Here is a 21553-nt window from a genome sequence, read left to right on the forward strand (position 1 = left end):
TCTGCGAAACGGCATATAAACGCCGCACGGCGAAATGTCATTATCGTCCCAATCTGTACGCCGCTTCAAGCATTAGAATCAGTTCAAACAGAAACAACGGATGCATGATGCTCAAAAATACAATTTCAGCCCTCGCCGGCCGCTCACAGCCCTTCGATCCAGTACTCGAACAAGCGAACCGGATCATTCTCGGCAAGGCACACGAAATTCGACTGGCCATCGCCTGTCTGCTGGCCAACGGCCATCTGCTGATCGAGGACCTGCCGGGCATGGGCAAGACAACTCTGGCCCACACGCTGGCCCGCCTGCTTGGCTTGCAGTTTTCACGTATCCAGTTCACCAGCGACCTGCTGCCGGCTGACATCACCGGCGTTTCAATTTTCGAGCGCGAAAAAAGTGAATTCCGTTTCCTGCCCGGCCCCGTATTTGCGCAACTGGTGCTCGCCGACGAGATCAACCGCGCCACGCCGAAAACGCAGAGTGCGCTGCTTGAAGCCATGGAAGAAGGCCAGGTCACTGCCGAAGGTCAGACGCGCCAATTGCCCACACCATTCTTCGTCATCGCGACGCAGAATCCGGCGCACCAAATCGGCACCTTCCCGCTTCCCGAATCGCAGCTCGACCGATTTTTGATGCGCATAGAACTTGGCTATCCGGAGCGCAGTGCCGAGCGCGCACTGCTTGCGGCCGGCGGCCAGCGTGCCCGTGTTGACCAGCTAACGCCGCTGATCAATGCCAACGAGATTCCTGCCTTGCTGCAAGTGGCGGCAGCCATCCACGCCGCCGGCCCGTTGATCGATTACGTTCAGATGCTGGTCGAAGCAAGCCGCCAGAACCCGGCTTTCCAGCACGGCCTCTCGCCGCGCGCTGGCCTCGCCCTGCTCGCCGCCGCCCGCGCTTGGGCGTGGCTGGCCGGGCGTGACATGGTTCTGCCAGACGACGTGCAGGCGGTTCTCCCCGCCGTTGCCCGTCATCGCCTGCGCTCGGCGCAAGGGGGTGGTTACGCCACGGCCGAAGACATCGCCGCGCTGATTCGCAGCGTCGCCATTCCCTGATTTCCGTGGGGATTGTCGCCACAATCAAACAGCAACTGTTTCGCTGGCGCAGCGACGGCACGGCGCCGCTACGCCTCGGCCAGCGCCGGATATTCATCATCCCGTCGCGCGGCGGCCTGCTTTACGCATTGGCGCTCGTCGTCATGCTGATCGGCGCCATCAACTACAACCTGGCTCTCGGCCACGCACTGGTCTTCCTGCTCGCTGGACTGGGCATCGTCGGCATGATTCACACCTTCCGCAATCTGCACGGTCTGATCATCACCCCAGGCCGCAGTGCACCGGTATTTGCTGGCGAAACGGCACATTTCGAGCTGACGCTGGAGAATGACAGCTCGTCGCCGCGTCTGGCGCTTGAACTGGCAGCCGAAGCTGGCAATTCGGTGATTGCTGCGGTCAACCGGAAAAAAAGCCTGAAAATCAAAATTCCGCTCAGCACTGAAAAACGCGGCTGGCTCAAGCTGCCACGCGTACACCTGTCAACCCGTTATCCGCTTGGCCTGTTCACCGCCTGGGCCTACCTCCAGCCAGAGATGCGCTGCCTGATTTATCCGCAGCCGATTGCTGCATCTCTGCCAGTTGCCTCGCCCTCCCCGGTGGGCGGCGAGCGACACGGCGATGGTGGACAGAATGACTTCGCCGGCTTTCGGGAACGCCAACCCGCCGACTCGCCCCGCCACGTTGCCTGGAAAGCCAGCGCTCGCAACGCCGGCGAAGGGCCATTGCTGATCAAGCAGTTTTCCGGTGGGGCCGAGGTCGAACTGATCCTCGACTGGCGCCTGACCAACGACGCGTTGCCGGACGAAACCCGCATTGGCATCCTCACTGGCTGGCTACTCACCGCCGATGCTGCCGGCACGCCGTTTGGGCTGAGCCTGCCCGGCCTGCAGATCGCCCCGGCCAGTGGCGACCTTCATCGCCAACATTGCCTCAAAGCCCTCGCGCTCTTCCAGCCATGAGCACGCCCGCCCGTGAAGCCCTCGATCGCCACACCACGCCCTGGCTGTTTGCCACCGCGCTGGCCACCACGGCACCCCACGTCATTCATCAACCGCTCTGGCTGAGCGCACTGGCCACCACCATGCTGCTCTGGGCGACCTGGCTTTGGTGGAAGGACGAACGCCTGCCCGGCCGCTGGCTGCTGATTCTGCTCGTTGTCGCTGGCTGCGCCGGCATCCTGATCGAATTCCACACCCTCTTCGGCCGTGATGCGGGCGTCGCCATGCTGGTGATGTTCATGACCATGAAGCTGCTGGAACTGAAATCCCGACGCGATGCAATGGTCGTCGTTACCCTCGGCTATTTCCTGCTACTTACCCATTACCTGTACTCGCAAAGTATTCCGACCGGGCTATGGCTTCTGGCGGCCATGTGGCTGGTGACGGCCACATTAATCCGCCTGCATGGCGGCCCGGATAGCCCACCGCGCCCCACCCTGCGCCTTGCCGGTGTAATGTGCCTGCAAGCCATCCCGTTCATGCTCGTGCTCTACCTGCTTTTCCCGCGTATCGCCGGCCCGCTCTGGGGCTTGCCGTCCGATGCCCACGCCGGCACGACTGGGCTGTCCGAAACCATGTCGCCGGGCAGCATTGCCCAGCTTGCCCAAAATGCGGATATCGCCTTCCGTGTTCGCTTCGATGGCCCTGTTCCGCCCAAGCAAAAGCTTTACTGGCGCGGCCCGGTCATGGAGCAATTTGATGGCACTACCTGGCGCCCTTATGAAGGACGCCACCCGGCAGCCCACCTCGAAATGCTGTCGCCGCCGATCAGCTACGAAACGACACTGGAAGCCCACAACCAGCGCTGGCTGCTGGCCCTTGATGCGCCCGGTGAATTGCCTGCCGAAACCTTCCTGAACGGCACCCTGGCTGCGACTCGTCGCCAAGCGCTCACCGAGCGGCAACGTTTCCGCTTCTCAGCCAACCTTGATTACCGTTTCAATGCGATTGAAGATCCGAGCGTCCTTCAACGCAACCTCGCCCTTCCCGAGCGCACCAATCCGAAAACACAAGTCCTGGCCAAGCAGTGGCGAATCGACCGCACCCCGGAAGCCATCATCAGGAAGGCACTGACACTATTCACCAGCGAATTCAGCTACACATTGCAACCACCCTTGCTCGGCCGGGACGGCATTGACGAGTTCCTGTTCCAGACCAAACGCGGCTTCTGCGAACACTATGCCGCCGCCTTCGTCGTTCTCATGCGCGCCGCCGGCATTCCGGCCCGGGTCGTCAGCGGCTATCAGGGCGGCGAATACAACCCGTTGGATGGCTACCTGGTCATCCGCCAGTCCGATGCTCACGCCTGGGCCGAAGTCTGGCTTGAAGGCAAAGGCTGGATCCGGGTCGACCCGACTGCGGCGGTTTCACCGGCACGTATTGAGACTGGCATCGCCGATGCACTGCCCTTCGGCGAGCCACTCCCGGCAATGGTCCAGTGGCGAGCTGAATGGGTACGAACGCTGCGTTACCGCTGGGAAGCCATCAACAATGCCTGGAACCAGAACGTACTCGGCTACAACCCGCAACGCCAACGGGAATTGCTCGCCCGCCTTGGCCTGCCGGATACCGACTGGCGCAGCCTGGCCATTGCACTCGGCAGCGCCTGCAGCCTGCTCGTAGCGGTGCTGATGCTCTGGGCACTCTACCAACGGCCGGAACGCGACCCGGTCATTCGCCTTTGGCATAAAGCGCTGCGACATCTGGCCCGAAGAAAGGTAGACTACCAGCCTTGGGAAACGCCACTCGAACTGACCCGACGCATTCGGGAACAGCACCCGGAACTGGCCGAATCCTTTCAACACGTAGTCGATGCCTACCTAGTGGCGCGCTACAGCACCGACAACTCACTCACAGCACTGCGCGATGCCATTGCGCAATTACGATAATGCCCCGCAAACTCACTCACGTCCTCGCCTCGCTACTGTTTTCTGCTCTGGCCGCACTGGCCCAGGCAGCCCCTGCCGATAAACCGACATTTGCGGATGATCAAGCCGCTATCGACTTCGCCCGCGACTTGGAACAACGCCACGGATTCAAGGCCGACGAGCTGATCAGCCAGTTTGCCCAGACTCGACCCAACGCCACTGTCCTCAAACTAATCAAGCCTCCCGTCTCGCCGTTGCAGCGTTCCTGGGAGCGCTATCGTCCTCGCTTCCTGAACGACCGCCGCATCGATGGTGGCGTCCAGTTCTGGCAAGAAAATGGTGCGCAACTGGCCAAGGCGCAGGCAATTTATGGCGTACCGGCCGAGATCATTGTGGCCATCATTGGCGTCGAGACCGAATACGGCCGCAACACGGGCGGATTCCGCGTCTTCGAAGCCCTCGCCACGCTGGCTTTCAACTACCCGCCACGCGCTGAATTCTTCCGCACCGAACTCGAACAATTCCTGCTGCTCGCCCGTGAAAACAATCTCGACCCACTGGCGGTCAAAGGTTCCTTTGCCGGCGCCATAGGCATTCCCCAATTCATGCCGGGTAGCCAGCGTCGTTATGCCGTGGATTTCGACGGTGACCAGCGTGTTGACCTCGGCAACAGTGTGGACGATGCCATCGGCAGCGTTGCCCGCTTCCTGGAACAACATGGTTGGCAGGCCGGGCAACCCGTAGCGGTTCGAGCGATCACCAGCGGCACCCCTGACAACACGTTAATTCAGGCCGGCATTCGACCAACACTCAAAGTGGGCGATCTGGCCGAAAAAGGCATTCGCGCCAACACCGATCCCGAGGCGACGGCAGCCCTGATTGACCTCGTTTCCCCCGGACAGGAAACCGAATACTGGCTCGGTTTTGACAATTTCTACGTCATCACCCGCTACAACCGCTCAAGTTTTTACGCCATGTCCGTCTTCCAGCTTGCCGAGGCAATCCGCAACCGGATGTGCGCCAACCAACAGACTACAGCAGAGAATCGCGAGAAATATTGCCGCGCTTGATGATCTTGCGCAGGCGATCCAGACCTTCCATCTGAATCTGGCGGACCCGTTCGCGGGTCAGCCCGAAATCGTGGGCAATGACGTCAAGCGTCGCTATATCGGCCCCATTCAGCCCATAGCGACGCTCAAGCACCGAACGCTGACGCTCGGTCAGCTGATCCAGCCAGTCATCAACCAGCGTGCCAACCTCGCTCAGTTGCAACAGGGATTCCGGATCATGCCCACCGTCATCGGCGATGACTTCGGCAATGGTGTGATTGGGGTCGATTTCCAGTGGTGCATCCAGCGAGGCGATGTGCTCATTGAGTGACAGGATGCGCCTTACATCGTCGACCGAGCGATCAATCAGCAACGCAACACGCTCGACAGTTGTTTCGCGCTTTTCGGCTGATTCAAGATGCCGCATGGCGCGCAGAACAACGTTGATTTCCTTGACGATATGGACCGGCAAACGAATGGTCCGCGACTGGTTCATGATGCCGCGCTCGATATTCTGGCGTATCCACCACGTCGCGTAGGTCGAAAAGCGGAAACCGCGTTCCGGATCGAATTTCTCCAGCGCGTGGATCAACCCGAGGTTCCCTTCCTCGATCAAGTCGAGCAGAGGAATCCCTCGATTCAGGTAATGCTTGGCAATATTCACGACCAGTCGCAGATTGTGTTCAATCATGCGCTGACGGGCGGCGAAATCGCCTGCCCGCACCAGCCGGGTCGTGGCCAATTCCTCTGCCGGCGTCAGTAGTGGTTTTGCACCGATTTCGCTCAGATAGAGCTGTGTAACATCCTCGAGAAGCTCGATTTCCTGGACGATAAGTTCCGGCTCTGGCAGAAGAACAGAATCATCGGGTTGCCCCTCGAACTCGTCATCCACACGTACGCCGGACTCACTCATCTTTTTGGCAAATGCAAGGCCGGATCAACCGGCTTGCCCTGTTTGCGAATTTCGAAATGCAGCTTGACCGAATCAGCGTCAGTATTTCCCATCTCGGCAATCTTCTGACCCCGGCTGACCCGCTGACCTTCCTTGACGAGAATTTTCCTGTTGTGGGCATAAGCCGAAAGATAGGTCGCGTTATGCTTGACGATGATCAGTTCGCCAAAGCCACGCAAGCCGCTACCGGCATAAACAACCTTGCCATCACCGGCGGCCAGCACGGGATCACCTGCCTTGCCGGCAAAATCCAGCCCTTTGTTGCCACCGTCGCTGTACGGGGCCGTGACCTTGGCCGACGTCGGCCACATCCATGGCACATCGTCCGGCCCGGCGGGCGCTACCGGCGCAGCTGCAGGGGCAACTTCAGGTTTGGCCTCGACCGGCTTGGCTGACTCACCACCCACCTTGGTGTTCAGGCGGGCATATGCCTCTTCCGAATACGGCTCCTTGCCTGCCCGCGGTTCGCGCTTCAGCAAACCGCTTGGCGAAACTTCCGTCGCGGCCGGGACAACCAACTGGTCGAGCGAACGCGACTCAACCACCCCATCGGATACGATTGGGTTGGCAACCGCACCATTTGTTGTTGCTTCAGCCACGCCCGGCGGCGCAACGCGCAAGACCATCCCCTCCTTGATCGCAGAGGGGTTGGTCAGGCTATTCCATACCGCGATATCACGGTGATCCTGACCGGTGCTCTGCGCAATTCGGTACAGCGTATCGCCGCGTTTGACCGTGTAATAACCCGGACCAGCTGGCTGAGCCACGGATTTTGACGCAGAACTGGAGCGATCAACCGCCGGAACGGGTTGTTGGGAAATACAGCCTGCCAAAAGCAGCAGCGGAAAAATGGCAGTGACGATACGAATCATTGCGTTCCTGAAAGTAGCGGGACAAAACGAACAGCATCCAGTCGTGTTTCGATACAACCCTGCGGCGTCCGTTCGATAAAACTAAGATACTGCTCGGCAGTACCAATTGGCAAGACCAAGCGCCCACCGAGCGCAAGCTGCTCAAGCAGAGCCGTCGGTACGCGCGTTCCGGCCGCAGCCACTATGATACTGTCAAATGGTCCGGCTTCCGGCAAACCGAACTGACCATCTGCATGTTTCAGTCGAACGTTGAATTGCTGCAGGGTGCGCATATTGGCCTTGGCCTTCTCCAGCAAGGGCGCGAGGCGCTCGACCGAATAGACCTCTTTGGTCAATTGCGCCAGGACCGCTGCCTGATAGCCGCAGCCGGCACCGATTTCCAGCGTTTTGCCGAGGGTGGTACGCCCGTTGAGCAGCAGTTCGATCATGCGCGCAACGACATAGGGCTGCGAAATGGTCTGCCCCATGCCCAGCGGCAAGGCGGTATCTTCATAAGCGCGCGAGGCAAGTGCCTCTTCGACGAAGACATGCCGGGGAACAGCTGCCATCGCCTTGAGGACGGCTTCACTGCGTATCCCTTTTTCGCGGAGGCGCTCGATCATGCGCGCCCGCGTGCGCTGCGAGGTCATGCCAATACCGTTTAACACCTGAGACTCATTTCATCCATTGGCGAATGGCCGGCAGTTGTGTGGCGTGCGTCAAATCGATCTGCAACGGTGTGATCGAAACGACGCCGCGCTCGATGGCATTGAAATCGGTCCCCGGCCCGGCGTCGGCAGCGGCGCCGGCAGCACCGATCCAATAAACGGTTTCCTTGCGTGGCGACGTCATTTTAATGACCGGCTCTGCCTTGTGCCGACGGCCCAGACGCGTGACTTCCATCCCTTTTAAATCGGCATTCGGAATATCCGGCACGTTGACATTTAAAAGTACCGGCTCCCTGATCGGGTCACGAATAAAACGTTCTACCAATTGACGCGCCACCAATCCCGCCGTTGCGAAATTATTACTTTCAAAACTGGTCAGGGAAATGGCAATCGACGGAATACCGAGCAAATAACCTTCGGTCGCCGCAGCGACTGTTCCCGAATAAATCGTATCGTCACCCATATTGGCGCCGTGATTAATTCCAGACACAATAATGTCGGGCAAATCATCCAGCATGCCGGTTACTGCCAGATGGACACAATCAGTCGGCGTGCCATTAACGAAATAAAAACCGTTGGCCGCCTTTTTCAGATGCAAAGGCCGGTCCAGTGTCAGCGAATTGCTGGCACCGCTGCGGTTCTGCTCGGGAGCGACAACGACCACCTCACCCAGGCCACTCAACGCTTCCGCCAGGGCAGCAAGCCCCGGCGCAAAATAGCCATCATCGTTACTCAGCAGAATGCGCATGAATCAGACCAGAAGATTATCAATATTGCCGCCATTGGCTACCCAGGATTCAACCCATTTCGGCTTCCGACCACGACCAGTCCATTCCAGTTCGGTATTTTGCGGATGACGATATTTAACCCTGACCTTATTGCCGGTAACCGTCTTTGTCTTGACTTCCTTGCCCAGCAAATCCTCGATTGCATAACCGCGGGTTTTGGCAATGGCACGTAATTCATTTAGAACGTTAATCTTTTCTTCAGCTTCGCGACGTTTGATTTCAGCTGGAATTTGCTGCTGCAAATCGCGCAACTGAGGAACGGACAGCGTAGAAAGATCCATGATTATTTCCTTATTAAATGAGTGGCGACAATTTAATTTGTTTTAATCTTTATTTCAACGCCACCAATTTAAAAAACCGGCATAAGCCGGTTTCTTAAATTGGTGAAGATAGACTTTCCAACGCTCTCCACGTTGCAGTCTACTATTGTTCGCAACTAAAGTCTTGGCCTATCCCATACGCTCCAAACCCCGGCTGCTCTCCATTGGCATAAAACATTGAGTGCTACGGTCAACCGGAAAAATCGGCCTATTTTGAAAATCAAGTGCTTGGCGTTTTATTCAAGCGCATTCAATCGTCGGACATAAAGGATTTGCCAGAAGCGATTTCATTGCCCTGCGTCGTCTGATCCGATACTTCCGCCACTTGCCAGGACGGTTGTACATGGATAGCTGACCCGGCCCCATTTGCTCCGCTGGTAACTACCAAGGCTGGGATGCCTGAATTTCCCGCCGGACCACGAGGCAAATTGGAAAAGGCCTCGATCCCATCCGGGCCAGTAGTCACGTAAATTTCCGTCTCCCCGCCGTTAGCATGCAGCGTCAATAAAGCGAAGGCGGCCAACCCAAGACGACGCAGCCACCTTCTCTCAGTGTGAATGGCCATGACCATCCTGCTGCATGACGCGGGCGACAAACGGATCACTTTCCATGTCGCCGAAGTCGGCGGCATCGATCATCCCGTAGTCGGCGATCCGGTCTTCACTAACTCGCGGCCAGGCAGCTGGCGCCTCGGCGTGGATTTCCTTGAGCGCAAGCGTCATGCGTTCGCTACTACGGGTCATTTGCAGACTGGCCGGCAGTTTGGCCTGCTCCAGCCACCATAGATCGATCTGCTGGTCACCCAGTTTGCCGGTGTAACGCACGGCTTTTTGACCAAACATCGTTTTGCTGGCGCCTCGCTTGAGCTCTTCGAGCAAATGGGGTGAGATCACTGAAGCGAGCTTGCCCCAATCCGGCTCGGCGTGACGGGTCTTGATTTCACCCGGCGTGTAGTCAATCACCCGCCTCTCGTGATGAAAGACACGGCGATAGTGATATTCATCGGCACCCACGCGTTGCCATATATCGTTGTGACCGACGGCGACACTGGCCATTTCGACGCTGTCGGCATCGCGCCACAGGTACCAGTCAGTTTGCGTTTTGGTTTGAGACTTGTTGACCTTCAACTCGTAGTGAGCCGCAACAGGAACCAAGTCAGCGCGCTGAATAGCCGGCATGCTGGCAACTGGCTCGCTATGGTCGTGATGCATTTCGTGAGCCACAGCGTGGCCAGAGAGCAAAATAGCCAGCAGGAAGCTGGCAAAAACAGGGCATTTTTTGGCGTTCACCGCAGTAATCCTTGTCAAACGAATGGAGCGCCCGCAGACGCTCCTTTACTTCGCAAAGGTACCCGGACGGCAGCCAGACCGCCGCCGGGGGTGACTATCAGAAGCCGAAAGCTTCCTTCATCACGTGATAAATCCAGTTTTGCTCCATGGAACCATGGACCAGACTGGCTCTCGGACCGGTCGCGTAGATGGCGACATCTTCGCCCGCGTGGGTTTCCGACCCCATCGGCACGACTGCTTGCTGCTGGTAGCCAAGGGCAGATGTATCCACGCTGGTCAGATCTGCGCGAGCACCGCTGACTGCACCCGGGCCATTCTGGTAACCCAGTGTCGTATAGGGCAAGCCGTCACCCGCCTTGCTCGGGGCTGGCGCATTGCCATCGATGGCCGGCACTTCCTTGGCCAGACCGGTGATGTCATTGCCACGATGCGGATAGCCGGCGATGGTGAAGGTATGGCTGTGGTCGGCGGTCACGATGATCAGCGTTTCTTCCGGATCGGTCATCTCGTAGGCCTTTTTAACAGCCCGAGAGAGTTCGATGGCATCGAGCAAAGCGCGCTTGGCATTACCGGCATGGTGAGCGTGGTCGATACGACCGCCTTCAACGTGCAGGAAGAAGCCCTTGTGGCTCTTTTTAAGCATCCGGATGGCCTTTTCGGTCATTTCGGTCAGCGATGGTTCGCCCGCCTTGTCGCCTGCGCGATCAGCTTCATATTGGGCGTGCGACGGCTCGAAGAGTCCGAGCAAATAGTCGGTTGAGGCCGGATCTGCGGCATCGAACTGCGCCTTGTTCCAGGCATATTTGGCCTTGGCACCTCGCGTGCTCACCCATTCAGCGGTCAAGTCGCGGCCATCGCTGCGACGTCCCTTGACCGGCGTGGCATTACCGCCGTATTCCGGGTCCAGCATGGTCTTCGGCAGGAAGTAAGTGCGACCGCCCCCCATGGCAACCTTCAGGCTGCTCTTAACGGCGGGCGACAGTTCGATCAACTGGCGTGCAATGTCCTTGACCAGTGTCACGCCATTGGCCTTGCAGGTGGCCACATTGCTGGCAAAAAAGCTGTTCAGATCGGAATCGGACTCCCAATCACGCACCGGCGTGTGGGCGTAAGTAGCCGCCGGCGTGGCATGCGTAATACGGGCGGTGGACACCACACCGGTCGCCTTGCCGGCAGCAGCAGCCTGTTCAAGCAGCGTCGGCAGACTGTGGGCGGCGACAACCGACGCATCACATTCACCACGCGAGGTCAGGTGGTCAACAGAGAGCATGCCCTCGCGTGCCTTGTAACCCGTAATCATGGCGGTCATGGTCGGGGCGGAATCCGAGGTCTGCTGGTCCCAGGAATACGTCTTGGAAAGACCAACGTTCGGGAAATTTTCGAACGACAGGCGATTCTCTTCGCCCGGTTTGCCATTCAACTGACCTTCCATAATCCGGGCGGCCGTAATCGTGGAAATACCCATGCCATCCCCCACAAACAGAATGACATTCTTGGCCTTGTGGTGGTTGTGGGATATTTTTTTGCTGTCTGCAATGAATTTCTGGCCGTTGGCAAACCACTCTTGAACGGATTCCGGGCCCTGAACCACGGGCGCAGCTGCCAATACAACGGGGGCGGCCATGGTCAGGGCAATGGCGCTGACGATAGTCTTGCGGTAGAACTTGGACATTCGGGGAACTCCTGGTCGGGTTAATACGAATTATCAGCCACGCTGCGACGATGGGCGATAGCACCAAGCCCTGCCGGCATCCGCGCATCGGATATGGGCGCAGATTCAGATTGACTAAAGGCATCTCCAACGAAGAACCAGCGTTTCGGCCAGAGAGACTAGCGAATGCTGATGACGTCCGGATGTCCGAAAGATTTCAGCCATATTTCAGGCAACTACCATCAGATTGCTGGAGTCAACGTCGGGCTATATTGGCCTCAAAACGTGTCGATCTCCCATGAAAAAGGCGCTTCCATCGACTCGATGGAAGCGCCGCCAAGACCAGGTGACCGCGTTTCAGTGCTGGATCAACACCGACTCATGGCGTCAACAATTCGGCGCAATGGCCAGGCTGTTCCGGTACATCGGCAATTGCTGCGCCACGTCCGATACACTGATCGGGTGGCAATGCACTGCCTTTCTCGACATAGCCAACCAGAAGATCGAAGGCGCGCTGGGCATGCGGCTGGATCAATTCAAGTTGCGGCAGGGTCAACTTGTAGGTCTCGATGTGGTTGCCGTTTTGCACCTCGTAAAGGCGATAGGCCGGATTGTGGTTATGGCGATCACGCGCCCGACGCTCGTCACCATCCATCCGTTCATCACCACTATTCATGGCAACCTTGCGGGCGTAGGCACGGGCGTGATGATTGATGGGCAAGAGCGCATCCATGGTCCCGGCCACGGTGATCAGCGGCCGTTGAATGCGGCCGGTGGTGGCGAAATCTGCGATCCGGTCATCTGCACCTGATACGGGCAGGCGAGCGATGTAGTTGTAATTTTCGGGGCCGCTACCATAGGTATCGTAGGTCGGGTCGAGCCGCTTCTGCCACTGGCAGAGCGTCACTTCCCAGAATGAGGCGGAATTCAGCGCCCATAGTGTCGTCGCGCCGTTGCTCAGATCGCCTGGATAGCCCGCCGCACGAATATTTTTGGCAGCCGTGCTATTCGCGTCCATGCCGCTGGCCACGTAATCCGGGTAATTAAGGACTGCAGCCGGAAGATCAGTCAGCAAGTTGGCGGCCGTTTCATCGACGAAGGTACCTTCCCAGTCCACGCCACCATCGAACCATTCCGGCGCCGACTCAACTGCCCGACGTACCTGATAGCCGCCGTTCGAGGTGCCAACCGCATAGGTGTAGCGTGGTGCCTTGCCATAGTTGGCGGCGGCGCCCTTGTGGGCAAGTTTGGACGCCAGCACCATGAAATCGCGCCAGCGGGTGAACTCCTGCCCTGGATCATTATCGAAGAAATGCACCCAGGTCGGCGACGTCGGGTTGAGGCGGCATGCCAGCGGATCGCTTGCATCACTCAGTTTCAGGTTAAGCACGCCCTTGTTCTGCGAAGCGTAGGCATAGCCTTTCTGCACCACGTAATCGCTCCAGGCAAAATCACCATTGAACTCGCTGCGGGTACCGGAAGCTCCGGCGACAACAAGGCGACCATTCCATTTTGCCGGCAGCCGCAACAGGAAGCGGGCCTGCCCCGTCGGGTCGCTGGCAATACGGGCATTGAGCTGAACGCCGGGCACCGGACCACTGATCGGCGTACGGTTCGCGGGATCCGGCGCAATCGTCGCGCGGTCGCTTTGCGGTGTAAAGGCAAATGCCGGCACACCCGGCAATGAATTATTGGCCGGCGTGGTTGCGGCATTGGCCGTCGTCAGATCGGTGCTATCGACGCAAGTGACATCAGCCAGCTGGCTGCCGAATGCCTGAATCAGGTTACTGCAGCGGTCAGCGTGCGCCGCACCGGCACCGAGCAGCATGACCAGGGCAGCGATACAGCGTACGGCAGGCCGGGCAGCCTGATCTTCGTGATGATTCATGGTTTGTCTCCTTTTTGATTTCTAGCTTGAAGTCGGGTTGACCGCAGCACAACGCTCATCGCCGCCGATTGTTGCAATTTGTCTCGGCGGCGATGAGTCGTTCGGCATATATTACCTTCGCCGATGAGACTCAACACTGAATAATTTTCTGCCTTGCTCCGGCAGAAAGCGGCAATCGGTCGACTGCCACCACAACAGGTTTGGAATACCCGCAAACAGCCGGGAAAACCACTATAAATCAGATGATTGCCAGGGTTTGCCGGCCATACCATTCTTCGCCAGCCGGCAGCGTGACCGGCTGCGTCACCGCCGCCTCAACGCAAAGCATGTGGCGCCAGCCATTGGCCGGCATGTCCTTCAGGTCGGCGCAACGATCAACCCAAGGGTTCCAGACAACGACATCCGGAAAACCCTGGCTCTGGATGGCCAGACTTTGCTTGCCGTTATGGAGGACCTGTGGTGCCTTGACGTTGTGATAGACGCGGTCTATCTCGCTCTCGACTACCAGTTCCGTGATTTCTTCGCGGGCAACCAGACCACCATCAATGGCATCGCGGTAATCATGCCCGGCCAGACCTTCCAGCGAAATCTTTTCAACATGCTCGACACGCAGGTAGCTGTGCAATGCCCCGGTAAATTCAAACGGCGTGCCACCCGTGTTGGTGACGCAGAACTCCATATCGACACGATCGCCTTCAAGCATCACCGTCAATTCGGCATGAAATGCGTGCGGCCACTGCGCCAGCATTGCATCGTCGCTACCCAGCTCGAACGTCACCAACGCGTAATCATCCCCCGTCCGCTGGGTGCCCAGCGACCACTCGCGAGTACGCACAAGACCATGCTTGGGCAGATCGCCCAGCTGGGCAAATTGCGGGAAACAGACGGGAACACCACCGCGAATGGCCACACTACCGTCGAAAATGGCTTTCTCGGATAGAAACAGGCGTTCCTTTCCATCCGGCGGAACCCACGACAAAACCTGTGCCCCCAGTTTACTAATGACTGCTGTGGCACCGCGCGGGCCATGCAGGCGTAACGCTTCGATACCGTGGAATTCGATGGATTCAATGGAGGGTTTCATGGTTGTTTGGAATTACGTAAAGGTGGGGACGGACATGCAAAATTTCGACATCATGGCCGAGCATGGTAACGCTACCGGATCGTCGGTCATTGCCCGTGTCGCTGTATTCAAAGGCATAAACACGGCGCAATTTCAGGCGCCCTTCGTCATCGCGCGCGAGGCGCAGCGAATTGCCGACCACGGTTTCGTCAAGAAACTGCAAACCTTCGCCATGACAGGCATCCCGGGCAGCCTGCACGCCGATTTCACGTGCCTTGAGGCTATCAAACCAGAACCAGACGCCAAGGGCTGTCAGAACAAGGAGCAACAATTCAGTCAAATTCATCACCCAAGTATACGGAACAAGGAAATAGAGCACGGAAATTACCTGAAAATTACCGGATAATCCGACTGTCGAAAACCATCAACAGACCATGGACTCACCCCTACAACTGTTACGCGAGCTATTTCCGTTTGGCCAAACCAGTGCCGAACAGAGAAATGCCGCCGCAGTTCGTGATCTGCTCGATACCGCGACCGGACTGTCTCCGCAAGAAACAGTCGCCACACTGGCCAATACCGTCCTGCCGAGCATCGGCAGGCAGCCGAACATGCACATGCGTTTCAAGCTGCTGGAAGATGTTCGCCTTGATGCAGAACAGGCGCTGCCGACGCTTGAATACAATATCAGCCACGCCGTGCTGCCCTTGCCGCTGGCTGCAGCCACCGAAGCACTACACGCGGACAATCTTCTCAAGGGCCTGGCCGCCGCCTACGCGAGCATCGCTCGCAGCATCAATAAAAACCACCTCAATGCGGCACTGAGCCATCTGTTGCACCGGTGCGTCCAGCGCGCCATGTCCATGGTGGCTCGCCGCCAGTTGCTTGCCTATCGTGCCTATGCCACCCCATCGGCCGGGTCGTGGCAAACCTTGCACGAACTTTACCAGATGATTCGCGGCCAGCGTTCGAAACCGCTCAATGGCGAGACAGCCCCGATTGAGCACGAGTATCTTGGTGCCCTGCTCTTTGCCTATCTCGAACCAACCAAACTGCAACGCGCCGAGTTGGAAGTCATCAATATCTGTACACGACAACTGGCTGCCTACGCGCAGGTTGGCGAAGTAACCCCTGACTTGGGCAAAGGCAACGGCACCGAATCCTGTTTTCTCGTACGTCCCGACGAAGGCACCCCCGGCTATCCACTGGCCCGCCTGCCGTCCGGGTCATCGATTTTCGGCAGCCTGCTGATTGACTGCACGCAGGTCCTGGCCGCCCTCGACCGGAATATTACCCGCCGCCCCGGCAAGGTCGTGGAACCCGATCTCGATGCTCCGCCCGCTTTGTTGCAGGCTTTGCGCCTTGCCATTGGGGGCAAGAGTGCTCGCCGCTTCAGCCGCACACGGTTTCGCCCGCGCGGCGACCTGATCAGCGGCTTTGGGCCGGTCATCAATTTTCTGGACGGCAACGCCTTTTCCCGTCGCTCGGTCGACGCCTCCACCCGTTACGACGGCCGAGGTTTTTCATCCAGCGAATGGGCGCTGATCGACGAAAGCCCGGATGGTTTCCGCTTGCGTTACATCAAGGGGGAAAAGAGCAGCATGGGCGCCGGCGAGATCGTTGCCCTGCAACCACGCGAGTCGAGCAAGATTCACGTCTGCCTGGTGCGTCGCATTTCGTCCTCCCACGTTCGCCTTGAAGTGGGGCTGCAGTTGATGTCGCCGCAGGTCACCATCGTCGATATTTTCGCCGAGGGCACGCCGGAACAGCGGGCGGTGTTCATGCATAGCCTACCGGCTTATGGCAAATTTTCCGGTCTGATCACAGCTCCGGGCGCGTATCGAACAGGCCAGAAAATCATGCTCAAATTACCGGGACGGACGCTGCATCGACAAATTGGTTCATGCATGGAAGCCAACGAGGGGCTAGAATTCTTCGCCCTTGACCTGCTTCCTGACTGAATCCCCTAATGCTCAGCTACCGCCACGCTTTTCACGCCGGCAACCACGCCGACGTGCTGAAACACCTCATCCTGATCGAGATCGCCCAATACATGGCCGAAAAGCCGGCGCCGTTCTGGATCGTTGACACCCACGCGGGTGCCGGACGGTATGCGCTGGAATCTGCTCACGCGACCAAACTGGGCGAGTATCGCGACGGCGTCGGCCGTCTTTGGGACGCCAAGGGTTTGCCCAAAGCGGCACTCAACTATCTCGATTTCATCAAGATGCTCAACCCGGATAGCCAGCTGCGCTACTATCCGGGCTCACCGTGGCTGGCCCGGCAGTTGTTGCGCGACAGCGATCGCCTGCGGCTTTATGAAATGCACAGCACCGATGGCAAGCTGTTGATGGAATGCTTCAAGGGAAGCGGCCGCGAAGTGTCAATCACCGACGGCGACGGATTTGCCGGCCTGAAGGCCATCCTGCCACCGCCGCCACGCCGTGCACTGGTGCTGATCGACCCTTCCTATGAAACCAAGAGCGACTACAACGCGGTCGTCAAGGCGCTGCAGGATGCCATGAAACGCTTCGCCACCGGCACTTATGCGCTGTGGTATCCGATGCTTTCCAAGCTGGAATCCCGCCAGTTGCCGGACAAGCTGAAGCGCTTGGGCGCCAGCAACTGGCTGCACGCAACGCTGGAAGTCAAGGCGCCTGCCCGGGATGGTTTCGGCATGAACGGCAGCGGAATGTTCATCATCAATCCGCCATGGACACTGGAAAAGACCTTGCACGATACGCTACCGACGCTGGCCAATCTGCTCGCTCAAGACCAGGGTGCAAAGTACACGCTGGAGAGCGAGTCAAGCTAGCGATTCAATCAAGCTCGGTGTATTTGGCCCGCGAGCCATAGGCTTTTTCCACCGGGTATTTGACGGCATTCTTGGCCAACTTGGACCGGGCTGCCACAGCGAGATCAATGCCGGCCGTGTCGGCAATCAACAGCAAATAAAGCAGGATATCGGCGCATTCATCACGTAATGCTTCTGCGGCTTTCGGGTCGCCGGGCAGCGCATCGATCTCGGCGTCGGTTTTCCACTGGGTCAGTTCCAGTAACTCCGATGCCTCGAGATTGAGTGACGTAATCAAATTGCGCAGCGAGTGGAATTGTCGCCAATCGCGCGCATCGCGGAATTCCAGCAATGCTGCGGTCAACCCGGAAAAATCACTCATTTTCAAATCCTTTAGGTAAGCCGCGCCGATCATGCCAGCCGGCAGATAAAGCGGCAACACAGCGGTCACGGCGAGCCATGTCACTGCCGGAATAACCGCACAGCGATCAACCACACGCTCGGCCCTCCCCCAGCGCAGACTGCAGGGCCAGAAACAGGCGCTACTTAAGCGCTTGGCGCCAACGGGGTAAGATTCACGATTACCGCGGTCAACCCGAAAAAACCGCCAATTTTCAAATATTCCAAGGAGCCCGCATGCCCCGCTACCGCCTCGGCGACAAACAACCTAAAGTCGGCGACAACGCCTGGATCGCCCCCAACGCTACTGTCATCGGCGACGTACACCTTGGCGCCAACGCTTCCATCTGGTGGAACGCCACGCTGCGCGGCGACAATGATCCGATCCACATTGGCGACAACACCAACATTCAGGATGGCTCCGTACTGCATACCGACGAAGGTGTGCCGATGCATATCGGTAACGACGTCACCGTCGGCCATCTGGTCATGTTGCACGGCTGTACGGTCGGCGATGGCAGCCTGATCGGCATCGGTTCGGTCATCCTGAATCGTGCGGTGATCGGCAAGGGCTGTATCGTCGGTGCCAATACACTGATTCCAGAAGGCAAGGTTTTTCCGGATCGCGTCCTGATCGTCGGCTCGCCGGGCAAGGTCGTGCGCGAACTCACTGACGACGATGTCGCCCGCCTGAAAAAATCGGCCGAGCACTATGTCGACAACGCCCGTCGCTACAACGAAAAGCTATCGCTGCTGTAAACGACAACGCGGGGCAAAAGCCCCGCGCACTTGGCCCGGCCGTTGTCCCTCAGACCGGGCTGGTCAGGTTGGACAAAATAATATTCGGACGCAGGTTTTCCATCACTTTCTGAATCCCGACGCGCGTACGAGTATTGATGACCAGCGGCGCACGCAGGTTCGGCGAGATCGATGCCTTTCCACCCTCCTCGTTGCGGAACAGTACCTGCATCACCACCACATCCTCCGGCGCAGGTGACTGCAGAATCGCATTCTCGGCATCGTTAAGCGCCAGCTCATAATCGAATCCCAGGGTGGTCGGATCGACAATCTGAAACGCCAGAGTCGGCTCATCCAGCGATTGCAAGGTATAACTGGCCGGGTGCTCCTTGCTTTCTTCGTGCGCCAGCATGAAACGCTTGCAATGTTCAAAGCCGACCATGCCATTGGGGAAAGTAATGATCTTCTCCGGACTGACTTCAATTGCACCGAACAGATAGGTTTCAACCTTCATTTTTTTGTCTCCTCGCAAATGGGTATATCCGCACAATCCTACACCAAGCGGCAATGGTTGTAATTTCCGGCCGGATTACGCATAGTCCACCCCCCAATTTTGTCAGACCGCCTCGCTCATGCTGCCACCGATTGAACATCGCATCGCCCTCGAACTCGGCGTCCGCCCAGCTCAGGTCAACGCCGCCATCGCACTGCTCGACGAAGGCGCCACCGTGCCCTTCATTTCGCGCTACCGTAAAGAGGCAACCGACGGTCTTGATGACACCCAGTTGCGCAACCTCGAAGAGCGCCTGACCTATCTGCGCGATCTCGAAGAGCGCCGCACGGCGATCCTCTCCAGTATTGAAGAGCAAGGCAAGCTGACACCGGAACTAAAGGCTGAAATCGGCGACGCCGAAACCAAGCAGCGCCTCGAAGACCTGTATCTGCCGTATAAGCAAAAACGCCGCACCAAGGCCCAGATCGCCCGCGAAGCTGGCATTGAGCCGCTGGCGCTTGGCCTGCTGGAAAATCCAAACCTGACGCCCGACGACGAAGCCGAAAAGTTCATCAACATCGATGCCGGTTTCGCCGACACCAAGGCCGTCCTCGACGGCGCCCGCCAGATCCTGATGGAAAAATTCGCCGAAGATGCCGAACTGCTCGGCCAACTGCGCGTGTACATGAAAGAGCACGGCCTGCTGCGCTCAACCGTGGTCGAAGGCAAGGAAACCGAAGGCGCCAAATTCCGTGACTGGTTCGATTTCGCCGAACCTGTGGCCAGTATGCCTTCGCACCGTGCCCTCGCCCTGCTCCGCGGCCGCAACGAAGGCTTCCTTAGCGTAGCACTGGTTCTTGATTCCGAACTCAACGACGAGGCCGTCAAGCCCGGCCCCAACGCTTGCGAACAGCGCATCGCCGTCCGCTTCGGCATCAAGCCGCAAAACCGCCCGGCCGACAAATGGCTGAGCGACACCGTACGCTGGACCTGGAAGGTCAAGGTTTACACCCACCTTGAACTGGAACTGGTCAATGAACTACGCGAACGCGCCGAAGAAGAAGCCATCCGCATCTTCGGCAAGAACCTGAAAGACCTGCTGCTCGCCGCTCCGGCCGGCCAGCACGTCACCATGGGTATCGACCCAGGTATCCGCACCGGTTGCAAGATCGCCATAGTTGATGCCACCGGAAAAATGCTCGACTACGCCACCATCTATCCGCACGAGCCGCGCTGCGACTGGGATGGCTCGATTGCCACCATTGGCCGCCTGGCCGCCAAACACCAGGTCAGCCTGGTCGCCATCGGCAACGGCACGGCCAGCCGCGAAACCGACAAGCTGGTGCAGGACGTCATGAAGCGCTACCCAGAAGCGCGCCTGCAGAAAATCGTCGTCTCCGAAGCCGGCGCCTCGGTCTATTCCGCGTCGGAATTTGCCGCCAAGGAATTCCCGGACCTCGACGTCTCGATCCGTGGCGCGGTGTCAATTGCCCGCCGTCTGCAGGACCCATTGGCAGAACTGGTCAAGATCGACCCCAAGTCCATCGGCGTCGGCCAGTACCAGCACGACGTTTCGCAGACCAAGCTGGCGCGCAACCTTGATGCTGTCGTTGAGGACTGTGTCAATGCCGTTGGCGTCGACGTCAATACGGCCTCGGTGCCGCTCTTGAGCCGCATTTCCGGACTCTCCGCAGGGCTTGCCGCCAACATCGTCAGCTACCGCGATGCCAACGGTGCGTTCAGTTCGCGTGAATCCTTGAAAAAAGTGCCGCGTCTTGGCGACAAGACTTTCGAACAGGCCGCCGGTTTCCTGCGTGTGCCGAATGGCGACAACCCGCTCGACAGCTCGTCGGTCCATCCGGAAGCCTACCCGGTCGTCGAAAAAATCATTGTCGACCTGAAAAAATCGATCAAGGAAATCCTCGGCGACAGCCGCGCCCTGAAAGGCCTCAATCCGTCAAAGTACACCGATGAACGCTTCGGCCTGCCCACTGTGCAGGACATTTTCAAGGAACTCGAAAAACCAGGCCGCGATCCGCGCCCCGAATTCAAGACCGCTACCTTCGCCGATGGCGTTGAAAAGATGGGCGATCTGCGCCCCGGCATGATTTTGGAGGGTGTCGTCACCAACGTCGCCGCCTTTGGTGCCTTCATCGACATCGGCGTCCATCAGGATGGCCTGGTGCACGTGTCGGCGCTGTCCAATACCTTCGTCAAGGACCCACATGAGGTCGTCAAGGCTGGCCAGATCGTCAAGGTCAAGGTGCTGGAAGTTGACCTGCAACGCCAGCGGATCGCCCTGACCATGCGCATGGGCGATGAGCCAACACAAGGCAAACGCCACGATAACGCCCCGGCCGGACGAGGTAATGCCAACCCAGGCCGCACGCAGCAAAGAAGTACCGGTCCTGCCCCGGCAGGCAATGCCATGGCCGCTGCTTTTTCCAAGTTGCGCAAATAATAACTCGGCGATAGCTCTTCTATCGGCATGAAAAAATGGCGGCTATTGAGTCGCCATTTTCTTTGCAATTCAGGCCGGTCATCAACTGGAAGTAACCCATATGAGGACATTGAGCGCCATTTTTAGTATAATCAATTTTAGTATTTATTAAGCAAACGGCGATTTTCTCAAATAGGCATCTCGCTCGCTAATAAAATCCCAAAAGTCATTCCATGAATACGACACTGC

21 protein-coding genes are annotated in these 21553 nt (G+C 58.1%); 8 read left to right on the forward strand and 13 right to left on the reverse strand.

Annotated features, from left to right (window positions below; genetic code table 11):
- Window positions 1-107: 107 nt before the first annotated feature.
- Genes IPJ12_02635 through mltB form a run of 4 tightly spaced genes read left to right on the forward strand, consistent with a single transcriptional unit; the run spans window position 108 to window position 4991 of the window.
- Window positions 108-1055 carry an AAA family ATPase gene (locus IPJ12_02635; protein ID MBK7646078.1) on the forward strand — a complete coding sequence of 316 codons (948 nt, stop codon included), beginning with the start codon at window positions 108-110 and terminating at the stop codon, window positions 1053-1055.
- Window positions 1056-1060: 5 nt separating this feature from the next.
- Window positions 1061-2014, forward strand: coding sequence for a DUF58 domain-containing protein (locus tag IPJ12_02640; protein ID MBK7646079.1), 954 nt, complete (start codon window positions 1061-1063; stop codon window positions 2012-2014).
- On the forward strand, window positions 2011-3942 hold the full coding sequence (locus IPJ12_02645) for a DUF3488 domain-containing transglutaminase family protein (GenBank protein ID MBK7646080.1): 1932 nt from the start codon (window positions 2011-2013) through the stop codon (window positions 3940-3942). Before IPJ12_02640 ends, IPJ12_02645 begins: the two co-directional genes overlap by 4 nt.
- Window positions 3942-4991: a lytic murein transglycosylase B gene (gene mltB / locus IPJ12_02650; GenBank protein MBK7646081.1), complete on the forward strand. Its 1050-nt coding sequence runs from the start codon at window positions 3942-3944 to the stop codon at window positions 4989-4991. The genes IPJ12_02645 and mltB overlap by 1 nt, the downstream gene beginning before the upstream one ends.
- Here the strand turns inward: mltB and rpoS are convergent.
- The 11 genes from rpoS to IPJ12_02705 form a co-directional block, all read right to left on the reverse strand.
- Entirely contained in the window at window positions 4954-5883 is a 930-nt protein-coding gene (rpoS, locus tag IPJ12_02655; GenBank protein ID MBK7646082.1) for an RNA polymerase sigma factor RpoS, read from the reverse strand. The genes mltB and rpoS overlap by 38 nt on opposite strands.
- Complete coding sequence (locus IPJ12_02660) at window positions 5880-6794, reverse strand: peptidoglycan DD-metalloendopeptidase family protein (GenBank protein ID MBK7646083.1); 915 nt, start codon at window positions 6792-6794, stop codon at window positions 5880-5882. Before IPJ12_02660 ends, rpoS begins: the two co-directional genes overlap by 4 nt.
- Window positions 6791-7423, reverse strand: coding sequence for a protein-L-isoaspartate(D-aspartate) O-methyltransferase (locus IPJ12_02665; protein ID MBK7646084.1), 633 nt, complete (start codon window positions 7421-7423; stop codon window positions 6791-6793). Before IPJ12_02665 ends, IPJ12_02660 begins: the two co-directional genes overlap by 4 nt.
- A gap of 25 nt (window positions 7424-7448) precedes the next feature.
- A complete protein-coding gene (surE, locus tag IPJ12_02670) occupies window positions 7449-8189 on the reverse strand; it encodes a 5'/3'-nucleotidase SurE (protein MBK7646085.1) in 741 nt (246 codons plus the stop codon).
- Window positions 8190-8192: 3 nt separating this feature from the next.
- Entirely contained in the window at window positions 8193-8510 is a 318-nt protein-coding gene (locus IPJ12_02675) for an H-NS histone family protein (protein ID MBK7646086.1), read from the reverse strand.
- Between the two features lie 289 nt (window positions 8511-8799).
- On the reverse strand, window positions 8800-9114 hold the full coding sequence (locus tag IPJ12_02680) for a hypothetical protein (GenBank protein MBK7646087.1): 315 nt from the start codon (window positions 9112-9114) through the stop codon (window positions 8800-8802).
- On the reverse strand, window positions 9098-9838 hold the full coding sequence (locus IPJ12_02685) for a hypothetical protein (protein MBK7646088.1): 741 nt from the start codon (window positions 9836-9838) through the stop codon (window positions 9098-9100). Before IPJ12_02685 ends, IPJ12_02680 begins: the two co-directional genes overlap by 17 nt.
- 97 nt (window positions 9839-9935) lie before the next feature.
- A complete protein-coding gene (locus IPJ12_02690; protein ID MBK7646089.1) occupies window positions 9936-11510 on the reverse strand; it encodes an alkaline phosphatase in 1575 nt (524 codons plus the stop codon).
- 358 nt (window positions 11511-11868) lie between these two features.
- Entirely contained in the window at window positions 11869-13377 is a 1509-nt protein-coding gene (locus IPJ12_02695) for a hypothetical protein (GenBank protein MBK7646090.1), read from the reverse strand.
- A 238-nt stretch (window positions 13378-13615) separates the two neighbouring features.
- Window positions 13616-14461 carry a D-hexose-6-phosphate mutarotase gene (locus tag IPJ12_02700; protein MBK7646091.1) on the reverse strand — a complete coding sequence of 282 codons (846 nt, stop codon included), beginning with the start codon at window positions 14459-14461 and terminating at the stop codon, window positions 13616-13618.
- Window positions 14445-14786 carry a DUF3301 domain-containing protein gene (locus tag IPJ12_02705; GenBank protein ID MBK7646092.1) on the reverse strand — a complete coding sequence of 114 codons (342 nt, stop codon included), beginning with the start codon at window positions 14784-14786 and terminating at the stop codon, window positions 14445-14447. The genes IPJ12_02700 and IPJ12_02705 overlap by 17 nt, the downstream gene beginning before the upstream one ends.
- A gap of 88 nt (window positions 14787-14874) precedes the next feature.
- On the opposite strand from IPJ12_02705, the gene IPJ12_02710 reads away from it, so the two are divergent.
- Window positions 14875-16401: a hypothetical protein gene (locus tag IPJ12_02710; protein ID MBK7646093.1), complete on the forward strand. Its 1527-nt coding sequence runs from the start codon at window positions 14875-14877 to the stop codon at window positions 16399-16401.
- Window positions 16402-16409: 8 nt separating this feature from the next.
- Window positions 16410-17255: a 23S rRNA (adenine(2030)-N(6))-methyltransferase RlmJ gene (locus IPJ12_02715; protein ID MBK7646094.1), complete on the forward strand. Its 846-nt coding sequence runs from the start codon at window positions 16410-16412 to the stop codon at window positions 17253-17255.
- A 4-nt stretch (window positions 17256-17259) separates the two neighbouring features.
- Here the strand turns inward: IPJ12_02715 and IPJ12_02720 are convergent, their stop codons facing one another.
- The gene (locus IPJ12_02720) at window positions 17260-17616 is read right to left on the reverse strand and encodes a nucleotide pyrophosphohydrolase (protein ID MBK7646095.1); all 357 of its coding nucleotides are present in this window, start codon (window positions 17614-17616) and stop codon (window positions 17260-17262) included.
- Between the two features lie 254 nt (window positions 17617-17870).
- Here IPJ12_02720 and IPJ12_02725 point away from each other — a divergent pair, with 254 nt between their 5' ends.
- Window positions 17871-18392 carry a gamma carbonic anhydrase family protein gene (locus IPJ12_02725; GenBank protein MBK7646096.1) on the forward strand — a complete coding sequence of 174 codons (522 nt, stop codon included), beginning with the start codon at window positions 17871-17873 and terminating at the stop codon, window positions 18390-18392.
- Window positions 18393-18441: 49 nt separating this feature from the next.
- Here IPJ12_02725 and fliW read toward each other — a convergent pair whose 3' ends face one another.
- The gene (gene fliW, locus IPJ12_02730) at window positions 18442-18885 is read right to left on the reverse strand and encodes a flagellar assembly protein FliW (protein ID MBK7646097.1); all 444 of its coding nucleotides are present in this window, start codon (window positions 18883-18885) and stop codon (window positions 18442-18444) included.
- A gap of 118 nt (window positions 18886-19003) precedes the next feature.
- Between fliW and IPJ12_02735 the strand changes: the two genes are divergently transcribed.
- Window positions 19004-21325, forward strand: coding sequence for an RNA-binding transcriptional accessory protein (locus IPJ12_02735; protein ID MBK7646098.1), 2322 nt, complete (start codon window positions 19004-19006; stop codon window positions 21323-21325).
- The last annotated feature ends 228 nt before the right edge of the window (window positions 21326-21553 follow it).

Source organism: Betaproteobacteria bacterium, assembly GCA_016709965.1.
Lineage (GTDB): Bacteria > Pseudomonadota > Gammaproteobacteria > Burkholderiales > Rhodocyclaceae > Azonexus > Azonexus amarohabitans.

Excerpts from the sequence above, each read along its gene's own strand:
- IPJ12_02635 (MBK7646078.1), top strand. The coding sequence starts at position 108 with ATGCTCAAAAATACAATTTCAGCCCTCGCCGGCCGCTCACAGCCCTTC.
- IPJ12_02645 (MBK7646080.1), top strand. The coding sequence starts at position 2,011 with ATGAGCACGCCCGCCCGTGAAGCCCTCGATCGCCACACCACGCCCTGG.
- mltB (MBK7646081.1), top strand. The coding sequence starts at position 3,942 with ATGCCCCGCAAACTCACTCACGTCCTCGCCTCGCTACTGTTTTCTGCT.
- rpoS (MBK7646082.1), bottom strand. The coding sequence starts at position 5,883 with ATGAGTGAGTCCGGCGTACGTGTGGATGACGAGTTCGAGGGGCAACCC.
- IPJ12_02660 (MBK7646083.1), bottom strand. The coding sequence starts at position 6,794 with ATGATTCGTATCGTCACTGCCATTTTTCCGCTGCTGCTTTTGGCAGGC.
- IPJ12_02665 (MBK7646084.1), bottom strand. The coding sequence starts at position 7,423 with ATGACCTCGCAGCGCACGCGGGCGCGCATGATCGAGCGCCTCCGCGAA.
- surE (MBK7646085.1), bottom strand. The coding sequence starts at position 8,189 with ATGCGCATTCTGCTGAGTAACGATGATGGCTATTTTGCGCCGGGGCTT.
- IPJ12_02675 (MBK7646086.1), bottom strand. The coding sequence starts at position 8,510 with ATGGATCTTTCTACGCTGTCCGTTCCTCAGTTGCGCGATTTGCAGCAG.
- IPJ12_02680 (MBK7646087.1), bottom strand. The coding sequence starts at position 9,114 with ATGGCCATTCACACTGAGAGAAGGTGGCTGCGTCGTCTTGGGTTGGCC.
- IPJ12_02690 (MBK7646089.1), bottom strand. The coding sequence starts at position 11,510 with ATGTCCAAGTTCTACCGCAAGACTATCGTCAGCGCCATTGCCCTGACC.
- IPJ12_02695 (MBK7646090.1), bottom strand. The coding sequence starts at position 13,377 with ATGAATCATCACGAAGATCAGGCTGCCCGGCCTGCCGTACGCTGTATC.
- IPJ12_02700 (MBK7646091.1), bottom strand. The coding sequence starts at position 14,461 with ATGAAACCCTCCATTGAATCCATCGAATTCCACGGTATCGAAGCGTTA.
- IPJ12_02705 (MBK7646092.1), bottom strand. The coding sequence starts at position 14,786 with ATGAATTTGACTGAATTGTTGCTCCTTGTTCTGACAGCCCTTGGCGTC.
- IPJ12_02710 (MBK7646093.1), top strand. The coding sequence starts at position 14,875 with ATGGACTCACCCCTACAACTGTTACGCGAGCTATTTCCGTTTGGCCAA.
- IPJ12_02715 (MBK7646094.1), top strand. The coding sequence starts at position 16,410 with ATGCTCAGCTACCGCCACGCTTTTCACGCCGGCAACCACGCCGACGTG.
- IPJ12_02720 (MBK7646095.1), bottom strand. The coding sequence starts at position 17,616 with ATGAGTGATTTTTCCGGGTTGACCGCAGCATTGCTGGAATTCCGCGAT.
- IPJ12_02725 (MBK7646096.1), top strand. The coding sequence starts at position 17,871 with ATGCCCCGCTACCGCCTCGGCGACAAACAACCTAAAGTCGGCGACAAC.
- fliW (MBK7646097.1), bottom strand. The coding sequence starts at position 18,885 with ATGAAGGTTGAAACCTATCTGTTCGGTGCAATTGAAGTCAGTCCGGAG.
- IPJ12_02735 (MBK7646098.1), top strand. The coding sequence starts at position 19,004 with ATGCTGCCACCGATTGAACATCGCATCGCCCTCGAACTCGGCGTCCGC.